The organism is Streptomyces sp. NPDC094143, assembly GCF_040303825.1.
Taxonomy (GTDB): domain Bacteria; phylum Actinomycetota; class Actinomycetes; order Streptomycetales; family Streptomycetaceae; genus Streptomyces.
The window spans coordinates 136,030-156,227 of sequence record NZ_JBEOTZ010000005.1 but is presented as its reverse complement, the minus strand read 5'-3'; the positions used below and the strand labels follow the sequence as shown (position 1 = coordinate 156,227).

Genomic DNA, 20,198 nt, shown 5'->3' with positions numbered 1-20,198 from the left:
GTCCGACCGGGTGCGCCCGAAAGGACGCACCGTGTCGGACAAGCACACTACAGGCCGAGGCGCCCGCCGGTGACGGCGCCGATCCGTCCCGTCCCGCCCAGCGGACCGGCACGCCCGGGCCTGGACGGGTGGAGCCGGGGATGGAGCAAGATCGGACACCGGCAGTGTGCTCTTCGGATGTCCGACCAACCGCATGTCGCGGCAGTCGTCGACGAGCTGGTCCAGGTCGACCTCAGGTTGCGTAATATGCCCTCCATGCACTCAAGCATTACGCCCCCGTCTGGCGAGATCGTCATACGGCGGGCTGCAGCCCGGGACGCCAAGCGGCTCACGCGACTCGTGCGCGGCTCGCGCGCCTATGAAGGCCAGTACGCGTCGATGGTCTCGGACTACCGGGTGGGGCCCGACTACATCGAGACGCACCGCGTCTTCGTGGCTGTCGGCACCGCCGGGTCCGCGGGCCGGGTGCTCGGTTTCTACTCGCTGGTCCTCGTACCGCCGGAGCTGGACCTGCTCTTCGTCGAGGACGGGCTGCAGGGCCGCGGCATCGGCCGACTGCTCGTCGAGCACATGAAGGCCGAGGCGCGCGCGGCGCGGCTGGATCGTGTCCGGGTGGTGTCGCATCCCCCGGCCGAGGGTTTCTACCGCAGCGTGGGCGCGGTGCCCACCGGGACCGTCCCCGCGAACCCGCCCGCCGTGGCCTGGGACCGGCCCGAGCTGGAGATCGTGATCCCGTAGCCGCTGACCCGCCCTCGGGCACCGGTCACGGGAACTCCAGGCACCGCGGCATCGACAGGCCGGTCCTCGGTTACGATCACGTCGGCCGTCGTCGTCGCGACCGGGAGGAAGCCCATGTGGCGCAGGCTGGTCGGCCCGGTGGCTGGTCTGCTGGTGTTGTTCGTCGGCAGTCTCGCCTTCAACGCCGCCTCCGGGCAGAGCCGTTGGCCAGGACCACTGGACTTCGTGCGCCTCCACCCCTGGGTGGTGCTCCTGCTGCTGGTTCCGCTCGCCTGGCTGGGACTGCGGCCCGAGTCGCGCGGTGACCGACCGCACCACCGCCCGGCCGCCCCGACGACGTACCGACTGCCGCCGCGCAACACCCGCTTCACCGGCCGCGCCACCGCGCTGCAGGCGCTGCGCCGGCAGCTCGCCTCGGCGGGTGAGGTCACGACGGTGGCCGTGCACGGGCTGGGCGGCGTGGGCAAGACACAGCTCGCGGTCGAGTACGCGTACCGCTACCTGTCGAAGTACCGGTTCGTCGCGTTCGTCGACGCGGAGGAACCCGACCTGCTGGCCTCGCAGTTCGCCGCGCTGGCCCGCGAGTTGGGCCTGGTGGACGCGGGCTCGGGGCAGGTCGTGTCAGGGGTGTACACCACGCTGCGGGACCACCGGCCGTGGTTGATCATCTTCGACAACGCCGAGAAACCGGGAACGCTGCTGCACGCCCTGCCGTCGGGCGACCTGGCGAGGAACGGCCACGTCCTCGTCACGACGAGGCTGAACACCTGGTCGGGCGTGGCCGATGTCCTGGATCTGGAGGTGTTCACGCGGAAGGAGTCCGTCGACCTGCTCATGCGGCGAGTGCCCGGCACGGACGCCGGTACGGCGGACCGGATCGCGGAGCAACTGGGCGACCTGCCGCTGGCGCTGGAGCAGGCCGCCGGCTACATGAACTTCAACCAGACGGCCCCCGACGCGTATGCGGCGCTGCTGACGACGCGCTTGGAAGACATGATCGCGCGGGGCGAACCGGCCGGCCGGCCGGCGGTGGTCGTCGCGACCCTGTGGCAGTTGAGTGTGCGCAGGCTGGAGGAACAACACCCCGCAGCCGTGCAGCTGTTGCGGCTGTGCGCCCTGCTGGCCCCGGAGCCCATCCCGCTCACCCTCTTCACCGACGGCCCGGAGCCGTTGGTCGCGGCGGCGAGGGACCCGCTGGCGTGGGACACGACGGTCGGTGCGCTGGCCGGCCTCGGCCTGGCGCGGCGCGAGGACTCCGCCCTGGTGCTGCACCGGCTGGTGCAGGCGGCCGTCCGGGCCACGATGACGCCCGAGGCGCTCACGACGGGCCGGGCCCGGCTGAGCCGTGCGCTGCTGGAGGCCGCGCCCAACGACGTCCACGGTGACGCGCACGCCCGGCCGCGCTGGCACCGGCTGCTCCCCCACGTGCTGGCCGTCACCAAGGACGACCCGCCCCTCCCGTACGCGCCGGCGACGGCCTCACTGCTGCGGCTGGCCTCCGAGTTCCTCCTCGCGATCGGCGACCGCACGGTGGCGCTGCCCCTGTGCGAGCGCGCCCTCGCACTCGACGAGGCACTCGACGGCCGGGACGCAGAGGTCGGCTTCGACCTGATCACCCTGGCACAGATCCACCGGGACCTCGGCGCGCCGCAGACGGCACGCCCCCTGGCCGAGCGGGCGCTGCGGGTGCACGAGTCCTGCCTGCCCGCCGGGAGCCCGGCCATCGCAACGGACCTGGCGACGCTCGCCAGGACGCTGTGCATGCTCGGCGAGCATCGGGCGGCACTGCCCCTGGCCGAGCGGGCGCTGCGGATCGACGAGGCCGCGCACGGGCCGGACGACCCTTACGTGAGCTTCGACCTGATCGCCCTGGCGACCGTCCACCACGACCTGGGAGATCCGGCGACAGCCCTGCCGCACATCCGGCGGGCGCTGCGGATCCGTGAGGCCCACTATCCGCCGGACCACCTGTACATCGGCTACGCCCTGCTGTTCGAGGCCAGGGTCCTGCACGCGCTGCACGACCCGTCCGCACGGGAACCCGCCCGTCGGGGCGCGGACATCCTGCGCGGTCAACTCGGCGCGACCCACCCCAAGACGGAGGAGGCCCTGGCTCTGGCGGACAGCCTGAGCCGATGACCGCCCGCGCCGGGGAGCGGGCCAAGAGGAGCGGCGGCTCGGACTCGGGCCTGGGTCGGCAACAGGTCAGACGTCCGGCTCCGGTGTCAGTCGGCTGACGTATCCTTCCCGCCACCGCACAACGACCAGGAAGATCAGGCGCATTGACCAGCTCGTCAGCTTTCCCCTTGCCGTTTCACGCCGCCCGTTCCATATCTTTGGCGCCACCACGAACGCTGCGCGAGCTTCAGATGATGCAGTGCAGTGCCCACATCCGGGCGAAGCCGGGGTGGTTCGACAAGATGAACGACCCCGCCATCGTCGCGAGGTGGACACGCGAAGCGGTCGCCCAGGGCCTCACCCAAGCGCAGATCCGTTACGTGCTCGACGAACTCACGCACTACGCCGCGCTGCGGGACGCGCGGACCGGTGTCGAGGTGTCCGCCGTCGACGGGGTGTGGCAGTCGGACACGCTGGTCGACGAGCAGCTCAGAGAGCGGCTGCGCGCGGCGGTTCAGGTTCTGGAACAGGTCCCGGACGCGGAGCGGGACTGGCACCCCGGATCCGAAGGCCAGGTGCTGGACCTGGTTCATCCCTCACTGTTCTGCCTGGTGAGAGAGGTGAGCGGCGCGCCCGAGGAGACGTGGCGGAACCCTACGAGCCGCTATTCGAAGTACGAGTTCTCGGAGAAGTTCCAGTGGCTTCCCACGGACGTCGACGTGCGTGCCGACGGCGATGTCGCCTTCCGCTCGTACGTCAACAACGTCCACCCCGAGAAGCATCGCGAACTGGCGGCCGTCCTGCCGGAGGTGTTCGCCCGCATGCGCCCGCTGCTGGAGAACGTGCTCACCGATCTGCGTCATCCACGGCCCCTGCGGATCGAGGCTGATCCTTACGGATGGTACGAGTCGGAGCCCGAGTACCCGGCCAAGTCCTCCTACAGCGATGAGACGGCCTACGCGGAAGCAGTCCGCGCGTGCGAAGAGGCGTATAACGACTGGTGGGAGAACCGCCGCCCGGTCGTTCCGGACGCCCCGGCCTTCACCCCGCCCGGGCTGCCCGACGCATCGGCCCGAGTCGATCTGCGCGGCCGCCGTCTCCAGGTCATCGTCAAGCTCGCCACCATTCACCTCACCCCGGACATGCCCGAGTACCCCGGCGGTTCCTGGCATGTCGAGGGGATGCTGAACGAGCGGATCGTCTCGACCGGCATCTACTACTGGGACAGCGAGAACATCACCGAGAGCCGGCTGAGTTTCCGGGCGGCGCTCGACGACCCGAACTACGAGCAGAACGACGACAACGGTCTGCGCGAGGTCTACGGCCTGGAGGACGAAGACGCCCTGAACCAGGTGCTGGGATCGGCATCGACCCCGGCGGGCCGCTGCCTGGCATTCCCGAACATCCTGCAACACCGTGTCGGCTCGTTCCGCCTCGCGGACCCCACCCGCCCGGGACACCGCAAGATCCTCGCGTTCTTCCTGGTCGACCCGTCGGAGAGGATCGTCTCGACCTCCGATGTGCCGCCGCAACAACCCTGGTCGGATACCTCGACCATGACGCTCGAACAGGCCAAGGAGTACCGCGAACAACTCATGCAAGAGCGCAAGTTCTTCGTCGACGAACACAACGAGCTGCTCTACGAGCGGGAGTTCTCCCTCTGCGAGCACTGAACCCCGGTGAACAGCGCTCGATGCCGGGCCGGGCGGCTCAGGCCTCCCGGTCCGGGGCTGCCGCCGTGACAAGGCTCGGCACACGTCAGCGGGTGTCCCCTCCACGGCTCTTGACCTGGAGCGCGCTCCAGATCCGAGCATGGAGGCCATGAACACCACCGAATCCCACATCGTCCTGGGGACCATGGACTTCGGCACGCGCGTCGGGCCCGACCGTGCCTTCGCGATCCTCGACTCCTTCGTCGCCTCCGGCGGTGTCTGGCTGGACACCGCCAACTGCTACTCCTTCTGGAGTGACCCCAGGGGCACCGGTGGCGCGAGCGAGCGCCTCATCGGCGCCTGGCTGCGGGCCCGACCGGGCATGCGCGGCAGGGTGCGGATCGCGACCAAGGTCCGGCACAACCCGCTGGTGCCGCACTCCTGGCCGGAGAGCGCCGAAGGCCTGTCCGCCCGCGCCGTCCACGCCGGTGTGGAGGAGAGCCTGGGCCGGCTCGGCGTCGATCACGTGGACCTGCTGTGGGCCCACGCCGAGGACCGTACCGTGCCGCTCGAGGAGACGGTCGGTGCCTTCGGTGAGCTGGTCACCAAGGGAACGGCACTGCGGGTCGGGGCTGCCAACCATGCCGCCTGGCGTGTCGAGCGTGCCCGGGCTCTCGCGCGGGAGCAGGGCGTGGAGCCGTGGTCGGCCCTGCAGTTGCGCCACTCGCTGGTTCAGCCGCGTCCGCTCACCCCGCTCGCGGAGGCAGGCCACCGGATGCTCACCGCCGAGGATCTCGACCTCGCGCGGTCGGAGGGGCTGTCCGTGTGGTCCTACAGCTCACTGATGTGGGGTTCGTACGTGCGTGCGGAAAAGCCGCTGCCGGACACCTATGATCACCCCGGGACCACCCGGGTGCTCGCGGTCCTGGAGGAGGTCGCGGCCGAGCTCTCGGCCACACCGAACCAGGTCGTCCTCGCCTGGCTGACGCGGCAGGGCATCGCCCCCATCGTCGGTGCGAGCCGGGTGGAGCAGATCGAGGAGGCACTGGCCGCGCGCGGTGTGCGGCTCGGGGAAGAGCATGTCGCGCGGTTCGCTCAAGCGCGATAGCGGCGGTGACGAAGGAGTTCCATGACCACCCTCACCCCGGCGGCGGCGGCCGACCGCACCGGCGTCTCCATCGACACGCTGCGCTACTACGAGCGCGAAGGGCTCATCGGCCCGATACGGCGCACGGCCGGCGGGCGCAGGCAGTACACAGAGGACGACCTCTTCTGGATCGGCCTGGTGACGTGCTTCCGCGAGGCGGGACTCGGCATCGCGGACCTGCGCGGCTTCGTCGCCATCCTGCGCGCCGAGCACTCCTCCCAGGACCGGGTGGCGTTCCTGCGCGAGCGGCGTACGGTCCTGGAGGAGAAGGTCGCGGCGCTGCACCGGGCCATGAAGGTCCTCGACGACAAGATCGCCTACTACGGCGGAGCGTGACGACCCGAGTGGACCGGGGCGCCGGCCGCCGACGCGGCGAGGGGCCCGGCTCATGCCGGGCCCCTCGCCCTGGAACGGGTGACGCGAACGGCCTCGTCAGCCGCGCACGATGTTCTCTGCCTGGGGACCCTTCTGGCCCTGGGTCACGTCGAAGGTGACCGCTTCGCCCTCGACCAGTTCCCGGTAGCCGTTCCCGGCGATGTTGGAGTAGTGGGCGAAGACGTCGGGGCCACCGCCGTCCTGGGCGATGAACCCGAAGCCCTTTTCGGCGTTGAACCACTTAACGGTGCCGCTGGCCATGCTGCTTGTCCTTCTCTATTGCCGAGGGGTCCCGGCTGGTCTGTGGGTGGGGTCGCCCGTCACCGGAGGACACCCGCAGACCGTTCTACCCCCCTGGCCGCCGATTATCCGACTGCGACCCCCTGATTTTGATCTCTCACGCGGAAAGGTGATCCGTACGGGAGTCCCCCCTGACGGCACAGGGCCCCCGACGTGGTCGGCGTACGTCGGGAATTCCGCCCGGGCGGCGGCGGCGATCTCGCGGGCCGGCCGGCGCGGGACGGTCGCATGCCGCTAGGCCAACCGGACCAGCGCCGCTTCGGACGGCCGGTGGTCACGCCGTACTCCACGGGCTCCATCAGCCCCACCCCCTCCGCCAGCGGCCGCCCCGGGGCGGCACGCACCACAGGGCGGCGAGCCCACCCGTGCCGTCCTGCCGAGGGCGTGGCCGGAACATCAACTCATCCCACCTGAAACACAGTTGTCGTCCGCCCCATCGGTTGGCAGACTCGCCTCGCCGACGGAACACGCGAACTGGCGTGCGACCACGCTGCGGAGGCTGCGCGTCGGCCGACGGGGCCTGTCTCATCTCATCAGGGGGAACATCCTTGAACCTCAACCTGCCCGGACGCGTCCTGGCCCGTGCCACCGCCACCCTCGCGCTGGCGCTGGCCATGGCCACCGGCACCACCGGCCTGCTCTCCGGCGCCGAGGCGCACGCCCTGCCGGTCACCGAGGGCTCCTTCAGCTTCAGCGGCGACGAGGGCGACTACATCAGCGGAGGCCGGTCCTACGCCTACTCCACGGCGTCCCAGGACCGCATGAACATCTCCGCCGACAACGCCCACAACGCGGTCCGCCTCTGGGTCGACGGGGCGGACGGCGACTGGTGGTCCCTGGACCTCGCGGCGCCGTCCGGCAAGGTCCTCGCACCGGGTACCTACACCGGCGCCACCCGCCACCCCTTCAACGAGCCGACCGAGCCGGGGCTGGACCTCAGCGGCAGCGGCCGCGGCTGCAACCGGCTCACCGGCACCTTCACCATCTCCGCCGTGGAGTTCGGCCCCCAGGGCTACGTGCAGAAGCTCGACGCCACGTTCGAGCAGCACTGCGAGGGAGCCGCTCCCGCGGCGCGCGGCGAGGTCCACATCGAGAATCCGGCCCCGCCGGCCGAACTCGGTCTCGGCCTCGACATCGCCCTGGACGGCACCGCGAGCTCCCTCAACGGCAAGGCCACCGTGCACGGCACGGTGAGCTGCAACAAGCCGGTGCAGGTGACCGTGGCGGGCGACGTCACGCAGGTGAAGAAGCGGGACCTCATCCGCGGTTCCTTCTCCACGTCGGTGTCCTGCACCCCGGGCTCCCCGGTCGCCTGGACCGGCACGGCCGTACCCACCGGCGCGGTCCCCTTCCAGAAGGGGGACGTCGAGGTCGAGGGCCGCGCGACGGCGACGGACCCGGACTACGACCAGCCGGTGACGGCCGGCGAGACGGTGGCGGTCCGCCTCACCCGGGTCTGACCCCCCGGCGCACGGCCTCAGCAGCAACGCCCGGGCCTGCTCCGTTCCGGAAGCAGGCCCGGGCCGCGTTGCCGACGGCCCCGGCCGAACGTCACGGGCCGGTCGTCAGCGCCTCGTCGACCGTCGGGTGGACCGGGAGCAGTTGGGCGATGCCGGTCATGGTCACCATGCGTTCCAGTCGTTCGGGCACGGCGGCGAGGTGGAGGGAACCTCCGTTCCTCTGGGCCGCGTGCAGGAGTCTGATGAAGGTGCTCAGGCCGGTCGAATCGATGTACTGCGCTTCCGACAGGTCCAGCACCAGGTGCCGGATTCCCTCGGCCAGGAGCGCCGAGACGTACGCGCGCAACGAGACGGCCGTGTGCAGGTCCACATCTCCCAGGACGGCGACGACCGCGGTGCGGTCGTCGATGTGCTGGACGGTCATGTCGAGCGCGTCGGACACGGTGGTCATCACTCCTGGCGAGGGCGAGGGCTCGTCGACGGGTGCGTCGGGTGACGCCGGTCGGGGACTACTGCGCACCATCGCCGCCGAGGTGGTGGACGGTGGCCAGGTCGGCGATACCGGAGACGGCGAGTACCGGCCCCAGCAGGGGCGTGACGATCAGCTCCAGCCGGTCGGCGTGGGCGAAGAGCACGCTCAGGCCGGCGCTGTCCAGGTACTCCACCGCGGTCAGGTCCACGACGAGGGGACCGGAACCGCTGTCGAGGGCCTCGGCCAGGGCTGAGGCGTTGCTCATGTCGATCTCGCCGCTGACCGAGAGCCGCGGGGTGCCGTCCGCACGTCTACCGGTGGTGAGGGTGAGCGGAGTGGTCATCGGGCGATCCTCATCTGCATGTCGACAGTGGTGCCGTGGGGGCCGGGAGCGATGGTCACCTGCTCCATCATGGCCCGCATGAGTGCCACTCCCCTGCCGCGGTTGGCATGGGGCTCCGGCCGCGGGACCTTCCAGCGGCCGGAGTCGGCGACCGTCAGGCGCAGACGGTCGGCGAAGGCCTCGACGCTCAGGCGTACGGCCTCCCCCGGTGCGTGCCGGTGCCCGTGCTCGATCGCGTTGGCGCACGCCTCCCCCGCCGCCACGAGAACGTTCTGCACCTCGAACCGGGTCAGGTCGCAGTGGGCGAGCCAGGCGCGCAGCGCGTTGCGGACGGGAGCGAGTTGCGAGGCCTCGGCCGGGAAGGTCACGTCGAACGGCGCCGGGTGGCGATAGAGCAGCAGCGCCACGTCGTCGTCGTAGCCGCCTTCGGGCGCGAGCCGTGTCATCACCTCGGTGGCGAGGTCGTCGACGGGCAGGTCGCGGCCTTCCTGGACAGCTCTGCCCGCTTCCTCGATCCCGGCGCCGAGCGAGCGCCGGCGGCGTTCCACGAGCCCGTCGGTGTACAGCAGCAGCGTGGACCGCGCGGGCAGGGTGCACCGTGCTTCCGGACGGCGGCCGCCCGGGCGGACGGCCAGTGGCAGGGAGCGCCCCTCCTCCAGGAGCCTGACCGAGCCGTCGGCGTGCGCGAGGATCCCCGGCGGGTGCCCGGCGGTGGAGTAGGTCAGCTCTCCCGTGCCGGGGTCGAAGACACCGCAGAAGACGGTCGTGCACAGCGCGCCGGGGACGCTCGCGGCGAACTGGTCGAGCGCCATCAGCGCCCGGGACGGGCTGGGCTCCTGCAGCAGCAACGCCCGGCAGGCGCTGCGCAGTTGCCCCATGACGCTGGCCGCCTCCAGGCCTCGTCCGACGCAGTCGCCCACGACGATGCCGATCCGCCCGTCCGACAGGGCGACGGTGTCGTACCAGTCGCCGCCCACTTCCAGCGGGCGTGTGGCGGGCTCGTACCGTACGGCGAAGCCGTCCGGGAGCCGCGCCGGGCCCAGGATGGCGCGCTGGAGCGCGATGGCGGTCTCGCGCTGCTGGTCGATCTGGTGCGCCCGCACCAGTCCCTGTGCCAGGCGCCCTGCCAGCAGCGACAGCAGAACCTGGTCCTCGGCGGTGAACGGCCGGTGTTCGCCCAGGTCGATCCAGACGGCCAGCGGTCCGTCGGGGTGTTCCAGCAGGACGCCTGCGCCGGTGCCCTCGGTGACCGGGGTGAGCGGTGGCCTGTGGCGCAGTCCGCTGAGGAACTCCCGTGCGTCGGCGTCGAGTCCGTCCCAGTCGGCTCCGGGTTCCGTGGCCGTCAGGGCCGGCACGTCGCCGGGGTGGAAGACGACGGCCAGCACGCACCGCGCCCGCCACAGGGCCTTCAGTTCCGTCAGGGCGCTGGTGAGCGCCTCGGGAAGGCTGGCGGCCTGGGACAGCACGGTGTTCAGCGCCGCCAGCGCCGTCGTGCGCTGGACGGCGTAGTGCTCGGCCGTGACGTCGCGGAACGTTCCGACGGTCACCCGGCGCCCGGTGTCCGGGTCCCGGGCCTTGTTCCAGGTGACGGCGACCCACCGCCGTTGGCCGTCCCGGTGGGTGACGGGGACGGTGGTCGAGCCCTGATCGCGTTCCAGCAGGTCGGTGAATGCCGCACCGACCTGACGGTGGGCCTCGGGATCGGCGGCGGCGTCCGGCCACCAGGGGTGGATCGGCTCGTACGGCAGATGCTCGGGGCCGTAGCCCAGGATGTGGGTGAAGGCGGCGTTGATCTCCACGACGGCGCCTGCCTCGTCGCAGACGAAGAACGCCTCCTGCAGCGAGTCGATCAGCGCGGTGCGCCATCGCAGGTGGTGGCCGCGCAACCGGGCCAGTTCCACGTTGGCCCGTACCCGCGCCAGCAGTTCGGCGGCGGCGAAGGGCTTGACCAGGTAGTCGTCCGCGCCCGCCTGGAGGCCCTCGATGGAGGCCTCCTGCCCGGCCCGCGCCGACAGCAGCACCACGGGCACCGCGGCCGTGCGCGTGTCCGCGCGCAGTCTCGCCACGAGCCCCAGCCCGTCCAGCCGGGGCATCATGACGTCGCTGACGACGAGGTCGGGAACGTCGCGGCGGGCGGCCTGCAGGGCTTCGACGCCGTCGGCGACGGCGGTCACCTGGTATCCAGCTCCGGCGAGGGTGCGGGAGAGGTACTCACGCATGTCGGCGTTGTCGTCGGCCACCAGCACGCGGCCACTGGCGGAGGAACCCGGCACCACGGCCGGGTTCATCCCGTCCGGCACCCGGCTGCCACCGGACTCGGGGCCGCCGGGCGCCGGCAGCCAGCGCAGTGCCTCCTGGACGTAGGGATCGGCGGTCGCGGAGACGGTGGAGCCGCCGGCCTCGGACACCACGGAGTCCGGCGGCAGATGGGCGGTCCCGAACGGAATCCGAAGGGTGAAGGCGGTGCCTTCGCCCAGACGGCTCTCCGCGGTGATCGAACCGCCGTGCAGGCCGACCAGCTCCCGCACCAGGGCCAGGCCGATGCCGCTGCCCTCGTTCGAGCGGGAGCGGGCGTTCTCGATGCGGTGGAAGCGCTCGAACAGCCGGGGCATCTCCGCCTCCGGCACGCCGACACCGGTGTCGGAGACGACCACGACGGCATGGGTGTCCGTCCGGCGCACGCGGACGCCGACCGAACCCTCGAAGGTGAACTTCAGGGCGTTGCTCAGCAGGTTGAGCACCACCTTCTCCCACATGCCGCGGTCGACGTGGACCGGCTCGTCCAGGGGCGGGCAGTCCACTTCGAAGGCGAGCCCGGCCCGTTCCACGGCCGAGCGGAAGACGCTGGCGAGTTCCGCGGTCACCACGGCCAGGTCGACCGGCTCGTGGCGCGCCTGCATGCGGCCGGCCTCGATGCGGGAGAAGTCCAGCAGCGTGTTGACCAGCTTGCCCAGCCGCAGCCCGTTGCGGTGCACGACGTCCAGGTCCTGGCGAACGGCCTCGTCGGCGTCGGAGAACCGGCCGCGCAGCTCCTCGACGGGGCCCATGATCAGCGTCAGCGGGGTCCGGAACTCGTGGCTGATGTTGGAGAAGAAAGTGGTCTTGGCCCGGTCCAGCTCCGCGAGTTCCTCGGCCCGCCGCTGCTGGGCCTGGTAGCTCCGGGCGCTGCCGATGCCCGAGGCGATGTATCCGGCCGTCAGCTCGATGAACCCCCGGTACCCCTCGTCGAGCACGCGGTAGCGGTTCAGCGCCGCGACGCAGAAGCCGTAGGGGGCGCTGCCCTGTTGCACGAGCGGGACGACGAGTGCCTGCCGGGGCGGTCTCGGCCAGTCCCCGGCGGGCAGGTCGGCGAAGGCACCGCCGTCCAGCGGCACCAGGACCGTCTCGCCCCGGGCCGGGGCCGCGACCGGCCACACCCCGTCCGGCTCGTCGACCGGGAGGACGGCGGGCGCCGCGGGGTGGCCCGCGGGAAGGCCGGTGGCGGCGGACAGCCGGGCGGTGCCCTCCTCGAAGAGATAGGTCAGGGTGAAGGGCAGATCCTTGCGGTTGCGGTCCAGTTGCCGGCCGGTGAAGGACAGCACCTCCTGCTCGGTGCGGATCACGCTCGGGTCCGAGCCCAGGTCGCGCAGCGTGGCCATCCGCCGCTCCCCGATCACCCGGTCGGTGTCCTCGCTGACGACGCACAGCATGCCCACCACGGCTCCGGAGTCGTCACGCAGCGGGCTGTAGGAGAAGGTGTGGTACGTCTCCTCGCTGTAGCCGGAACGCTCCAGGAAGAGCAGCAGGCCCTCGTCCCAGGTGGCCTCCCCCGTCCGGAGCACGGTCTCGATGCGCGGGCCGATGTCGTCCCAGATCTCCGTCCAGACCTCGTTCGCGGGCCGCCCCAGCGCCCACGGGTACTTACGGCCGAGGGTGTCGCGCCGGTAGGCGGCGTTGCAGAAGAAGGTGAGCTGCTCGCCCCAGGCCATCCACATGGGAAAGCGGGAGGACAGCAGGATGCTGACGGCTGTCTGCAGGCTCTGCGGCCACTTCTCCGGCGGCCCGAGCGGTGTGGACGCCCAGTCCACCAGGGCGAGATCGGCGCCCACTTCGCGGTCGGCGGCGAACACCTCGCCGCCGGCCGCCGCGAGCCGCGGCTCCGGCTCAGCCACGTCTGTTTCCTCCACGCGATCCCTGCCCCCTCATACGACCACCCCTCAGGCCGTTCCCACACGAATCCCACACGACCACGCACGCGTGTAACCCCTTGCCGCGCACCTAACCCTGTCCGCCGGGCGGACGCGAGCGACACGCCCGGGCCCCGCGCCCTGGGGCCGGCAGCGCCGACGCGGCCAGGCAGACCGTACTTCGGGGGACCCGCTCACGCTGCTCCGGCGTTGTCCTGTCGCAGTGCCGCGCGCAGCCAGTCGTCCGCGGAGCCCGGGGTCGGCCGCGCGGGGCCGCCCGGCTCGCTCAGGACGACGGCGGCGAGGTGCCAGTACTGGTCCAGGCGCGCCTCGGCCGCGAGCCGGCCGGCCAGCCGGCGGCGGAAGTCGCGGGTGTCGCGGCTGCCGTAGGCGCTCGCGTAAGCGGCGACGTAGGCGTCCAGGGCCTCGCCCGGGCGCGGGTCCTGTGCCCGGCGCAGATGTGCGGACGCCAGTTCGAAGGCCTCGGCGAGGCCCGCGTAGAGCAGGGCCGCGCCGCGAGCCCCCGCCACCCGGTGCACGTCCGGTTGGGGCCGACGGCCGTCCGGACAGGGAGCCGTCGTCATCGCGTGCAGCCGGGCGAAGGCGAGTACCTGCGCCGGGCGCGGTGCATCGGGCGGCTGGGGGACGGCGGCCTCCAGGAACGCCGCGGTCGCTCGCGGAGGCATCCGGGCCGGCAGCCAGGTGCGCCAGAACCTCGCCAGGGGCGCGGTGCTCGGCGGTGTGCTCAGCGCGCCGAGCAGCCTCAGCCGGCCGGCGCGCTGGGCCGGTGGGCAGTCCCGTACCAGTTCGAGTGCCGCTTCCCGCCAGCGCAGGGTCTTCAGCTCGTCGCCGAGTTCGCGCAGCCGGCTGTCGACCGCGGTCTCCAGGAGCGGGCCGGCCGCGTCCTCGTCCTCCAGGACACGGCGTATGGCGGGCAGGGGCAGGTCGAGGCCGCGCAGGGAGCGGATCAGCCGCAGTCGTTCCAGGGCCCGGGGGCCGTAGCGGCGGTGTCCGCCGCTGCTGCGGGCGGCCTCGGGGAGCAGGCCCCGGTCCGAGTAGAAGCGGACGGTCTTCACAGTGGCACCGGCTCGCTCGGCGAGCTCCCCGATGCTCCACAACGGCTCGTGCGACGCGGACAGTTGAACCTCCCTCAGGGGGAGTTCCTACGGTACCGGCACGTGGTCCGGGCGGTCGGCGCGGCCCGCGGACCCAGGGCGTACGCGACCGGCGCGGTGTCCTGCGAGGTATCCGGGGAGGGGTTTTCCGTGCATGTGTTCATCCTGGTGGCGGGTGTGTTCACCGGCGCCCACGTGTGGGAGGAGACGGCCGGGCGGCTGGTCGCCGCGGGCGGCGAGGCGCACGCGGTGCCGCTGACGGGAGTCGACGCGGCCCGGCCGGCGGCGGCGCACGTCGGTCTGGAGACGCACATCGAGGACGTGATCGCGGCGATCGACGCGGTGGACGCGGCGTCCGGGCGGGAGATCGTGCTCGTCGGCCACGACTACGGGATCCACCCGGTGCTGGGCGCCGCCGACCGGCGGGCCGAGCGCGTCGCACGCATCGTGTACCTGGACTGCGGGATGCCGCAGAACGGCGTTCCGGCGCTGGCCGCCGTGCCGGACCAGTCGCTGCGCGCGCAGCTGGCCGAGCGGGCCGGGGCGGGAGAGCGGGAGGGCGTACTGGCGCCACCGGCTCTCGGCGAGTGGGAGCGCTGGGGCAGTACCGCCGGCATCGGCGCGGCGGCGCTGGAGCGGCTGACCGCCCTGGCCGCGCCGCAGCCGCTGGGCACCCTGCTCCAGCCGTTGCGGTTGAGCGGGGCGGTGGCCGCGGTGCCCGTCACCGGCGTGCTGTGCACCCGGAACGGGGCGGGCATCGACTCGGTGCAGCGGCTCGTCGACTTCGGCGATCCCGCGCTCGCCGCCCTGACCCGGCCTCAGGTCAGCTTCTTCGAGCTGCCCACCGGGCACTGGCCGATGCTGTCCTGTCCCGACGACCTCGCGGAGGTCCTGCTGCGGGCCGCGTCCGGTGCGGGGCACCGCCTGCGGGCGGCCGGCGACGACGCGCCGGTACCCGCCCACCTGCGCCCGTTCCCGTGGGACGTGCCCGAGCTGCCGCGCGACCGCCGGGACCACGTCGATCTGTACGTCCCGGACGGCGAGGGACCGCGACCGGCCGTGGTCTTCGTGCACGGTGGACCGGTACCCGCCGCAGCGCGGCCGGGTCCGCGTGAGTGGCCGACCCTGGTGGGCTACGCCCGTCTGGCCGCCGCCGAGGGCATCGTCGGTGCCACGGTCGAACACCGCCTGCACGACATCGCGGACTACGAGCGCGCCGCCGAGGACGTCGCCGCCGGGGTGGAAATCGTGCGGGCCGATCCCCGGGTGGACGCGGACCGGATCGCCCTGTGGTTCTTCTCCGGCGGCGGTCTGCTCACCACCGACTGGCTGGCCAGGCCCCCGGGCTGGCTGCGCTGCCTGGCCGCCGCCTACCCCGTCCTGGCGCCCCTTCCCGTCTGGGGGATGGCCGGCAGCCGCTTCCATCCCGCCCGGGCGGTCGCCCGGGCGGGCGACCTGCCCGTCGTCCTCCTCCGCGCCGGGCGGGAGACGCCCGAGATCGCCGGGACCGTCGAGGCGTTCGTGGCCGCGGCCGGCGAGAGCGCGGCCCGGCTCGAACTGATCGACGTCCCCAACGGGCACCACGGGTTCGAGACCCTCGACGCGCCGGAGGAGACTCGCCCCGCCATGCAGCGTGCGATGCGCTCGGTGGTCTCCCACCTGATCGGCTGACACAGCCCCTTGCCGCCGCCCGGCCTCCGCGCGGAGGCCGGGCACAGCACAGGTGGTGCGGCCGGGGACGCCGCGCCCGTCAGCCCCGGTGGGCGGCGATCAGCTCCCGGTACCAGTGGTAGCTGTCCTTCGGGGTGCGCCGCTGCGTGTCGTAGTCGACCCGGACGATGCCGAACCGCTTGTCGTAGCCGAAGGCCCACTCGAAGTTGTCCAGCAGCGACCACACGTAGTAGCCGCGCACGTCCACGCCCGCGTCCATCGCCGCCCTCAGCGCGGTGAGGTGGTCGCGCAGGTAGGCCACCCGGTCGGTGTCGTGCACCACCCCGTCGGCGGCGACCGTGTCGTCCTCCGCCGAGCCGTTCTCGGTGATGTGGAGGGGCGGCAGGGCGTCGCCGTACTGTTCCTTGAGCCGTACCAGCAGCTCCGTGAAGGACACGGGAACCACCGGCCACCCCATCGCGGTGTGCCGTACGCCGGGCAGCGGCACCTCCTGGTAGCGGTTGTCCGTCGCCACCCGGCGTGCCGGATCGGCCTCGCGGTACGGGGCGTCGGCGACCACGATCGGCCGGTAGTAGTTGATGCCGAGGAAGTCCAGCGGCCGGGAGATCAGCGCCAGGTCGCCGTCCCGCCGGAAGTCCTGGCCGGTGATCAGCTCGCCCCAGGTCTCCTCCTCCGTCGCCGGGTAGCGGCCGGCCAGGAGCGGCTCGGTCCACACCAGGTTGTGCCGGGTGTCCGCGCGGACCACCGCGGCGCGGTCGGCGTCGGAGCCGGTGGCGGGCAGGTTGCGGTCCAGGTTGAGCGTGATGCCGACCTCGCGCGCCCCGGCCGCGCGCAGGGCCTGCACGGCGAGGCCGTGACCGACCAGCAGGTGATGGGCGGCGGCCAGCGCGCCCCGCCCCTCGCGGGCGCCGGGCGCGTGCCGGCCGACGGAGTAGCCGAGGAAGGCGCTGCACCACGGTTCGTTGAGGGTGATCCAGCGCGGCACCCGGTCCCCGAGGTGCTCGGCGACGACGGCCGTGTACGCGGCGAACCGCTCGGCAGTCTCCCGCACGCGCCAGCCGCCGCGGTCCTCCAGGGCCTGGGGCAGGTCCCAGTGGTAGAGGGTGGCGGCCGGCTCGATGCCCGCCGCGAGCAGCTCGTCCACCAGCCGCGAGTAGAAGTCCAGCCCCTTGGGGTTCACCGGACCGCCGCCGTCCGGCACGATGCGCGGCCAGGCGATCGAGAAGCGGTACGAGTCCACGCCCAGGTCCCGCAGCAGTGCCACGTCCTCCGGGTGACGGTGGTAGTGGTCGCAGGCCACGTCACCCGTGTCGCCGCCCGCCGTCCGTCCCGGGGTGTGGCTGTAGGTGTCCCAGATCGACGGGCCGCGGCCGTCCTCGTGCACCGCGCCCTCGATCTGGTACGAGGCGGTCGCGGCACCGAAGACGAAGCCGGGCGGGAAGGCGGGGAAGTCGGTCATGCGGGGAAGGCCCGTCTCCTGGTCGTCGCGGGTCACTTGACGGAGCCGCCGGTGATGCCGGCGGCGATGTACTTCTGGGCGAGGACGAGCAGGATCGCCGCCGGCACCGCGGACAGCACGGACGCGGCCATCACCGAGCCCCAGTCGCCGACGTGCGCGCCGATGTACTGGTAGATGCCCAGGGTGACCGGTTTGACGTCGTCGGTGGTGTTGAGGGTGAGCGCGAACATGAAGTCGCTCCAGGAGAACAGGAACGCGAACAGCCCGGAGGTGATCAGCGAGTTGCGGCTCATCGGCAGCACCACCGTGAGGAAGGTGCGCAGCGGGCCGGCGCCGTCCATCTGCGCGGCCTCGATCACCTCGCCGGGGATCGACACCATGAAGGAGCGCATCAGCACGATGGAGAACGGAATGCCGAGCGAGGCGTCGGCCAGCATCAGGCCGAAGTGGGAGTTGACCAGGCCGAGGTCGACGTACGAGGTGTACAGCGCGTTGGCGATGACGATGCCCGGCACCATCTGGGTGATCAGCGTGCCGAACACGATGGTCCTCGATCCGCGCAACCCGAACCGCGCCAGCCCGTAAGCCGCCGGCGCCGCGATCGCCAGGCAGATCACGACCGCCCCGAGCGACACCACCAGTGAGGTCAGCAGGTTGCCGCCCTGATCGCCGACGGCCTTGGAGAAGCCGGACAGGTCGAGGCCGCCGGGCACCGGGTCGACCTCCAGCAGGCCCGACTCGGGCTGGAGCGCGGTGTTGAGCATCCAGTACAGCGGGAAGAGCATGACGCACAGGATCAGCACGCCGGCGACGGTGGAGCCCCAGCGGCGCCGTGCGGCGGTGGGCAGGTGGGAGGCCATGGACGTCACTTCCCCTCGGTGCGGTTGGCCCGCAGGTAGAACACCGCGAACACCGCGGAGACCAGGATGAGTACGTTGCCGACGACCGCGCCCGCCCCGAAGTCCAGCTGCACGAAGGAGTTCTGGTAGGTGAGCGTGCCCAGGGTCTGGGTGGCGTCGGCCGGGCCGCCGTCGGTGAGGGCCAGGATCAGGTCGAGGATCTTGACCGTCGACATGAAGCCCAGCACCAGCACGACCGTGATGACCGGCTTGAGCATCGGCAGGGTGACGGAGCGGAAGGTCCGCCAGGCGGCGGCGCCGTCCAGGGAGGCCGCCTCGTACAGCTCCTTCGGGATCTCCTGGAGACCGCCGTACAGGATGACCATGTTGAACGGGACGCCGATCCAGATGTTGACCAGGATCACCGACAACAGGGCCATGTGCGGGTCGGTCAGCCAGGGCGTGTGGCCGCCGAGGCCCAGCGTCTCCAGGAACGAGTTCAGCACACCGGTGTCCTGGTCGAGGATGCGGCGCCACACGATGCCCGACACCACCATGGGCACCAGCCAGGGCAGCAGGATCAGCGACCGCAGCACCCCGTTGAGGGGGAAGCGGCGGCTGAAGAACACCGCGAGGGCCAGGCCGATGCAGAACTGGCCGAGCAGCGACCCGGCGGTGAACACCAGCGTGTGCCACAGTGCCTTGCCGAACAGGGCGTCCTGGAAGACGCCGGCCCAGTTGTCGGTGCCGTTGAACGGCGCCTCGCCGGTGAAGAACGTCTTCGGCGTGTACCGCTGGAAGCTCATCACGACGTTGCGGACGAGCGGGTAGCCGAAGAACAGCAGCATGAAGACGATCGCGGGGGCGACGAATCCCCACTGGGCGAGCCGGCGGCGCAGCCGGGCCGGGTCCGGTGCGGCGGCCGTCTTCGGCGCCTCGCCGGCGGCGGGGGCGGTGACGGTGGACGTGGTCATGTGCGCGTACCTCGGTTCCCGCTCGTCGCCCGCTGCTGGGCGCGCCCCAGTGCGGCCTCGCTGGACTGCCCGGTCAGGGCGGACTGGAAGGCGCTCTGCAGGGCGAGCGACACGCTCGGCCAGCCGGCGCCGAGCTTGGCGGTCCGGGACCGGGCGGCGGCCACCTGGTCGGCGAGCGCGTCCAGCTCCGGCACCCGCTCGCGCCACACGGCGGCGGCCTCGGAGTTGGCCGGCACCATCCAGCTGTTGAGCGCGTAGGTGAGCTGCTCCTTCTCACCGGCCAGGCAGGCGACGATCCGGCCGGCCGTCCTCTCCCGCGCCTCGTCGCCGGTGTTGGGCACCGTGAGCACGGCACCGCCGAGCGGGCCGACCGAGTCCGCCCCCGGCTCGGGCACCGGGATCTGCGCGATGCCCCAGTCCAGCGACTTCTTCGTGTTGAGCGTCTCCACCTGCCACGGGCCGTTGATCATCATCGCCGCGTTGCCGGCCATGAACTGGTCGTTGACGTCCGCCTGCGTCCAGTTGACCGTCGACTTCGACAGGGAGCCGTCCGCCAGCAGGCTCTTCCAGTAGTCCAGCGCCTCGACGACCCGGGGACCGTCCAGCTTCGTCTCGTCGCCGCCGTTGGACCACATGAAGGGCGTGAACTGGAAGACGCCGTCCTCGGCACCGCCCGCGCTGAGGGCGAGGCCGTAGCGCTTGCCCTGGGTGAGCTTCTTCGCCGCCCGGCGCAGCTCCGCCCAGGTGGCGGGCACCTTCACGCCCGCCCGGTCGAGGATGTCCTTGTTGTAGAAGAGCGCGAGGGTGTTCACGGACCGCGCGGCACCGTAGTAGGTGCCCTGGTAGGAACCGAAGTCGACGATGCCCTCGGGGATGGCCTCGGTGCTCAGACCGAGGGTCCTGAGGTCGATCAGTCCGCCGGCCTCGGCGAAGGTCGGCATCTCGGACGCGTCGAACTGGACGATGTCCGGAAGCGACTTGGAGGACGCCATGCGCAGCGCCTTGGTCATCACCTGCGCCGCCGGGACGCTCTGCTGCTCGATGGTGACGCCCAGCCGCTTGCCGCATCGGGCCATCGCCTCCGCGTCCCAGCGGTGGTACGACTCGTCGGTCGAGGAGTTCATCACCGTGTACACGTCGGCGTCGCGTTGCTGTGCGCAGCCCGTCAGCGCCGTCCCGGCGACCAGGACGGTGACGGCGGCGAGCGAGGTGACGGCTCTGCGGGGCCGTCCGCGACGCCTGAGTTGAAGCGCTTCAACAACCTGCGGCTCTTGCTGTGGCACTGCCGGCTCCTTCGCCGGTCGGTTTTGTTTGACGGGATGACTAATACGTCACGGTCCGGTCCTCGCGCTAGCCCTCAGCGGCCTCC

Annotated in this window: 16 protein-coding genes; 7 read left to right on the top strand and 9 right to left on the bottom strand. The window is 71.9% G+C overall.

Going from position 1 to position 20,198, the window contains the following annotated elements; all coding sequences use genetic code 11:
- Window positions 1-255: 255 nt before the first annotated feature.
- The 5 genes from ABTZ58_RS08790 (at window position 256) to ABTZ58_RS08770 (ending at window position 5,991) form a co-directional block, all read left to right on the top strand.
- On the top strand, window positions 256-738 hold the full coding sequence (locus ABTZ58_RS08790) for a GNAT family N-acetyltransferase (protein ID WP_351352719.1): 483 nt from the start codon (window positions 256-258) through the stop codon (window positions 736-738).
- 114 nt (window positions 739-852) lie between these two features.
- Window positions 853-2,877, top strand: coding sequence for an FxSxx-COOH system tetratricopeptide repeat protein (fxsT, locus tag ABTZ58_RS08785; protein WP_351352251.1), 2,025 nt, complete (start codon window positions 853-855; stop codon window positions 2,875-2,877).
- Window positions 2,878-3,020: 143 nt separating this feature from the next.
- Window positions 3,021-4,529 carry a DUF4246 domain-containing protein gene (locus tag ABTZ58_RS08780; protein WP_351352248.1) on the top strand — a complete coding sequence of 503 codons (1,509 nt, stop codon included), beginning with the start codon at window positions 3,021-3,023 and terminating at the stop codon, window positions 4,527-4,529.
- Window positions 4,530-4,677: 148 nt separating this feature from the next.
- Window positions 4,678-5,616: an aldo/keto reductase gene (locus tag ABTZ58_RS08775; RefSeq protein ID WP_351352245.1), complete on the top strand. Its 939-nt coding sequence runs from the start codon at window positions 4,678-4,680 to the stop codon at window positions 5,614-5,616.
- A gap of 21 nt (window positions 5,617-5,637) precedes the next feature.
- Complete coding sequence (locus tag ABTZ58_RS08770) at window positions 5,638-5,991, top strand: MerR family transcriptional regulator (RefSeq protein WP_351352242.1); 354 nt, start codon at window positions 5,638-5,640, stop codon at window positions 5,989-5,991.
- Window positions 5,992-6,087: 96 nt separating this feature from the next.
- Here ABTZ58_RS08770 and ABTZ58_RS08765 read toward each other — a convergent pair whose 3' ends face one another.
- On the bottom strand, window positions 6,088-6,291 hold the full coding sequence (locus tag ABTZ58_RS08765) for a cold-shock protein (protein WP_351352239.1): 204 nt from the start codon (window positions 6,289-6,291) through the stop codon (window positions 6,088-6,090).
- A 587-nt stretch (window positions 6,292-6,878) separates the two neighbouring features.
- Between ABTZ58_RS08765 and ABTZ58_RS08760 the strand changes: the two genes are divergently transcribed.
- Window positions 6,879-7,790 (top strand): hypothetical protein, encoded by a 912-nt coding sequence (locus tag ABTZ58_RS08760; protein ID WP_351352237.1) that lies wholly within the window; start codon window positions 6,879-6,881, stop codon window positions 7,788-7,790.
- Between the two features lie 91 nt (window positions 7,791-7,881).
- On the opposite strand, the gene ABTZ58_RS08755 is transcribed toward ABTZ58_RS08760, so the two are convergent.
- From ABTZ58_RS08755 to ABTZ58_RS08740, 4 genes are all read right to left on the bottom strand, one after another.
- On the bottom strand, window positions 7,882-8,241 hold the full coding sequence (locus tag ABTZ58_RS08755) for an STAS domain-containing protein (RefSeq protein WP_351352234.1): 360 nt from the start codon (window positions 8,239-8,241) through the stop codon (window positions 7,882-7,884).
- Window positions 8,242-8,299: 58 nt separating this feature from the next.
- Window positions 8,300-8,605 carry an STAS domain-containing protein gene (locus ABTZ58_RS08750; protein ID WP_351352231.1) on the bottom strand — a complete coding sequence of 102 codons (306 nt, stop codon included), beginning with the start codon at window positions 8,603-8,605 and terminating at the stop codon, window positions 8,300-8,302.
- Complete coding sequence (locus ABTZ58_RS08745; RefSeq protein ID WP_502996039.1) at window positions 8,602-12,579, bottom strand: SpoIIE family protein phosphatase; 3,978 nt, start codon at window positions 12,577-12,579, stop codon at window positions 8,602-8,604. The genes ABTZ58_RS08750 and ABTZ58_RS08745 overlap by 4 nt, the downstream gene beginning before the upstream one ends.
- Window positions 12,580-12,965: 386 nt before the next feature.
- Entirely contained in the window at window positions 12,966-13,910 is a 945-nt protein-coding gene (locus tag ABTZ58_RS08740; protein WP_351352716.1) for a MerR family transcriptional regulator, read from the bottom strand.
- A 126-nt stretch (window positions 13,911-14,036) separates the two neighbouring features.
- On the opposite strand from ABTZ58_RS08740, the gene ABTZ58_RS08735 reads away from it, so the two are divergent.
- Window positions 14,037-15,557 (top strand): alpha/beta hydrolase, encoded by a 1,521-nt coding sequence (locus tag ABTZ58_RS08735; RefSeq protein ID WP_351352225.1) that lies wholly within the window; start codon window positions 14,037-14,039, stop codon window positions 15,555-15,557.
- A 79-nt stretch (window positions 15,558-15,636) separates the two neighbouring features.
- Here ABTZ58_RS08735 and ABTZ58_RS08730 read toward each other — a convergent pair whose 3' ends face one another.
- The 4 genes from ABTZ58_RS08730 to ABTZ58_RS08715 are packed head-to-tail and all read right to left on the bottom strand — an operon-like array spanning window position 15,637 to window position 19,965.
- Window positions 15,637-17,016, bottom strand: coding sequence for a GH1 family beta-glucosidase (locus ABTZ58_RS08730; protein WP_351352713.1), 1,380 nt, complete (start codon window positions 17,014-17,016; stop codon window positions 15,637-15,639).
- Between the two features lie 32 nt (window positions 17,017-17,048).
- Complete coding sequence (locus ABTZ58_RS08725; protein ID WP_351352222.1) at window positions 17,049-17,876, bottom strand: carbohydrate ABC transporter permease; 828 nt, start codon at window positions 17,874-17,876, stop codon at window positions 17,049-17,051.
- A 5-nt stretch (window positions 17,877-17,881) separates the two neighbouring features.
- Window positions 17,882-18,829, bottom strand: coding sequence for a carbohydrate ABC transporter permease (locus ABTZ58_RS08720; protein ID WP_351352219.1), 948 nt, complete (start codon window positions 18,827-18,829; stop codon window positions 17,882-17,884).
- Window positions 18,826-19,965 (bottom strand): ABC transporter substrate-binding protein, encoded by a 1,140-nt coding sequence (locus ABTZ58_RS08715; protein ID WP_502996038.1) that lies wholly within the window; start codon window positions 19,963-19,965, stop codon window positions 18,826-18,828. Before ABTZ58_RS08715 ends, ABTZ58_RS08720 begins: the two co-directional genes overlap by 4 nt.
- Window positions 19,966-20,198: the final 233 nt, after the last annotated feature.

Excerpts from the sequence above, each read along its gene's own strand:
- ABTZ58_RS08790 (WP_351352719.1), top strand. The coding sequence starts at position 256 with ATGCACTCAAGCATTACGCCCCCGTCTGGCGAGATCGTCATACGGCGG.
- fxsT (WP_351352251.1), top strand. The coding sequence starts at position 853 with ATGTGGCGCAGGCTGGTCGGCCCGGTGGCTGGTCTGCTGGTGTTGTTC.
- ABTZ58_RS08775 (WP_351352245.1), top strand. The coding sequence starts at position 4,678 with ATGAACACCACCGAATCCCACATCGTCCTGGGGACCATGGACTTCGGC.
- ABTZ58_RS08770 (WP_351352242.1), top strand. The coding sequence starts at position 5,638 with ATGACCACCCTCACCCCGGCGGCGGCGGCCGACCGCACCGGCGTCTCC.
- ABTZ58_RS08765 (WP_351352239.1), bottom strand. The coding sequence starts at position 6,291 with ATGGCCAGCGGCACCGTTAAGTGGTTCAACGCCGAAAAGGGCTTCGGG.
- ABTZ58_RS08755 (WP_351352234.1), bottom strand. The coding sequence starts at position 8,241 with ATGACCACCGTGTCCGACGCGCTCGACATGACCGTCCAGCACATCGAC.
- ABTZ58_RS08750 (WP_351352231.1), bottom strand. The coding sequence starts at position 8,605 with ATGACCACTCCGCTCACCCTCACCACCGGTAGACGTGCGGACGGCACC.
- ABTZ58_RS08745 (WP_502996039.1), bottom strand. The coding sequence starts at position 12,579 with ATGTGGATGGCCTGGGGCGAGCAGCTCACCTTCTTCTGCAACGCCGCC.
- ABTZ58_RS08730 (WP_351352713.1), bottom strand. The coding sequence starts at position 17,016 with ATGACCGACTTCCCCGCCTTCCCGCCCGGCTTCGTCTTCGGTGCCGCG.
- ABTZ58_RS08725 (WP_351352222.1), bottom strand. The coding sequence starts at position 17,876 with ATGGCCTCCCACCTGCCCACCGCCGCACGGCGCCGCTGGGGCTCCACC.
- ABTZ58_RS08720 (WP_351352219.1), bottom strand. The coding sequence starts at position 18,829 with ATGACCACGTCCACCGTCACCGCCCCCGCCGCCGGCGAGGCGCCGAAG.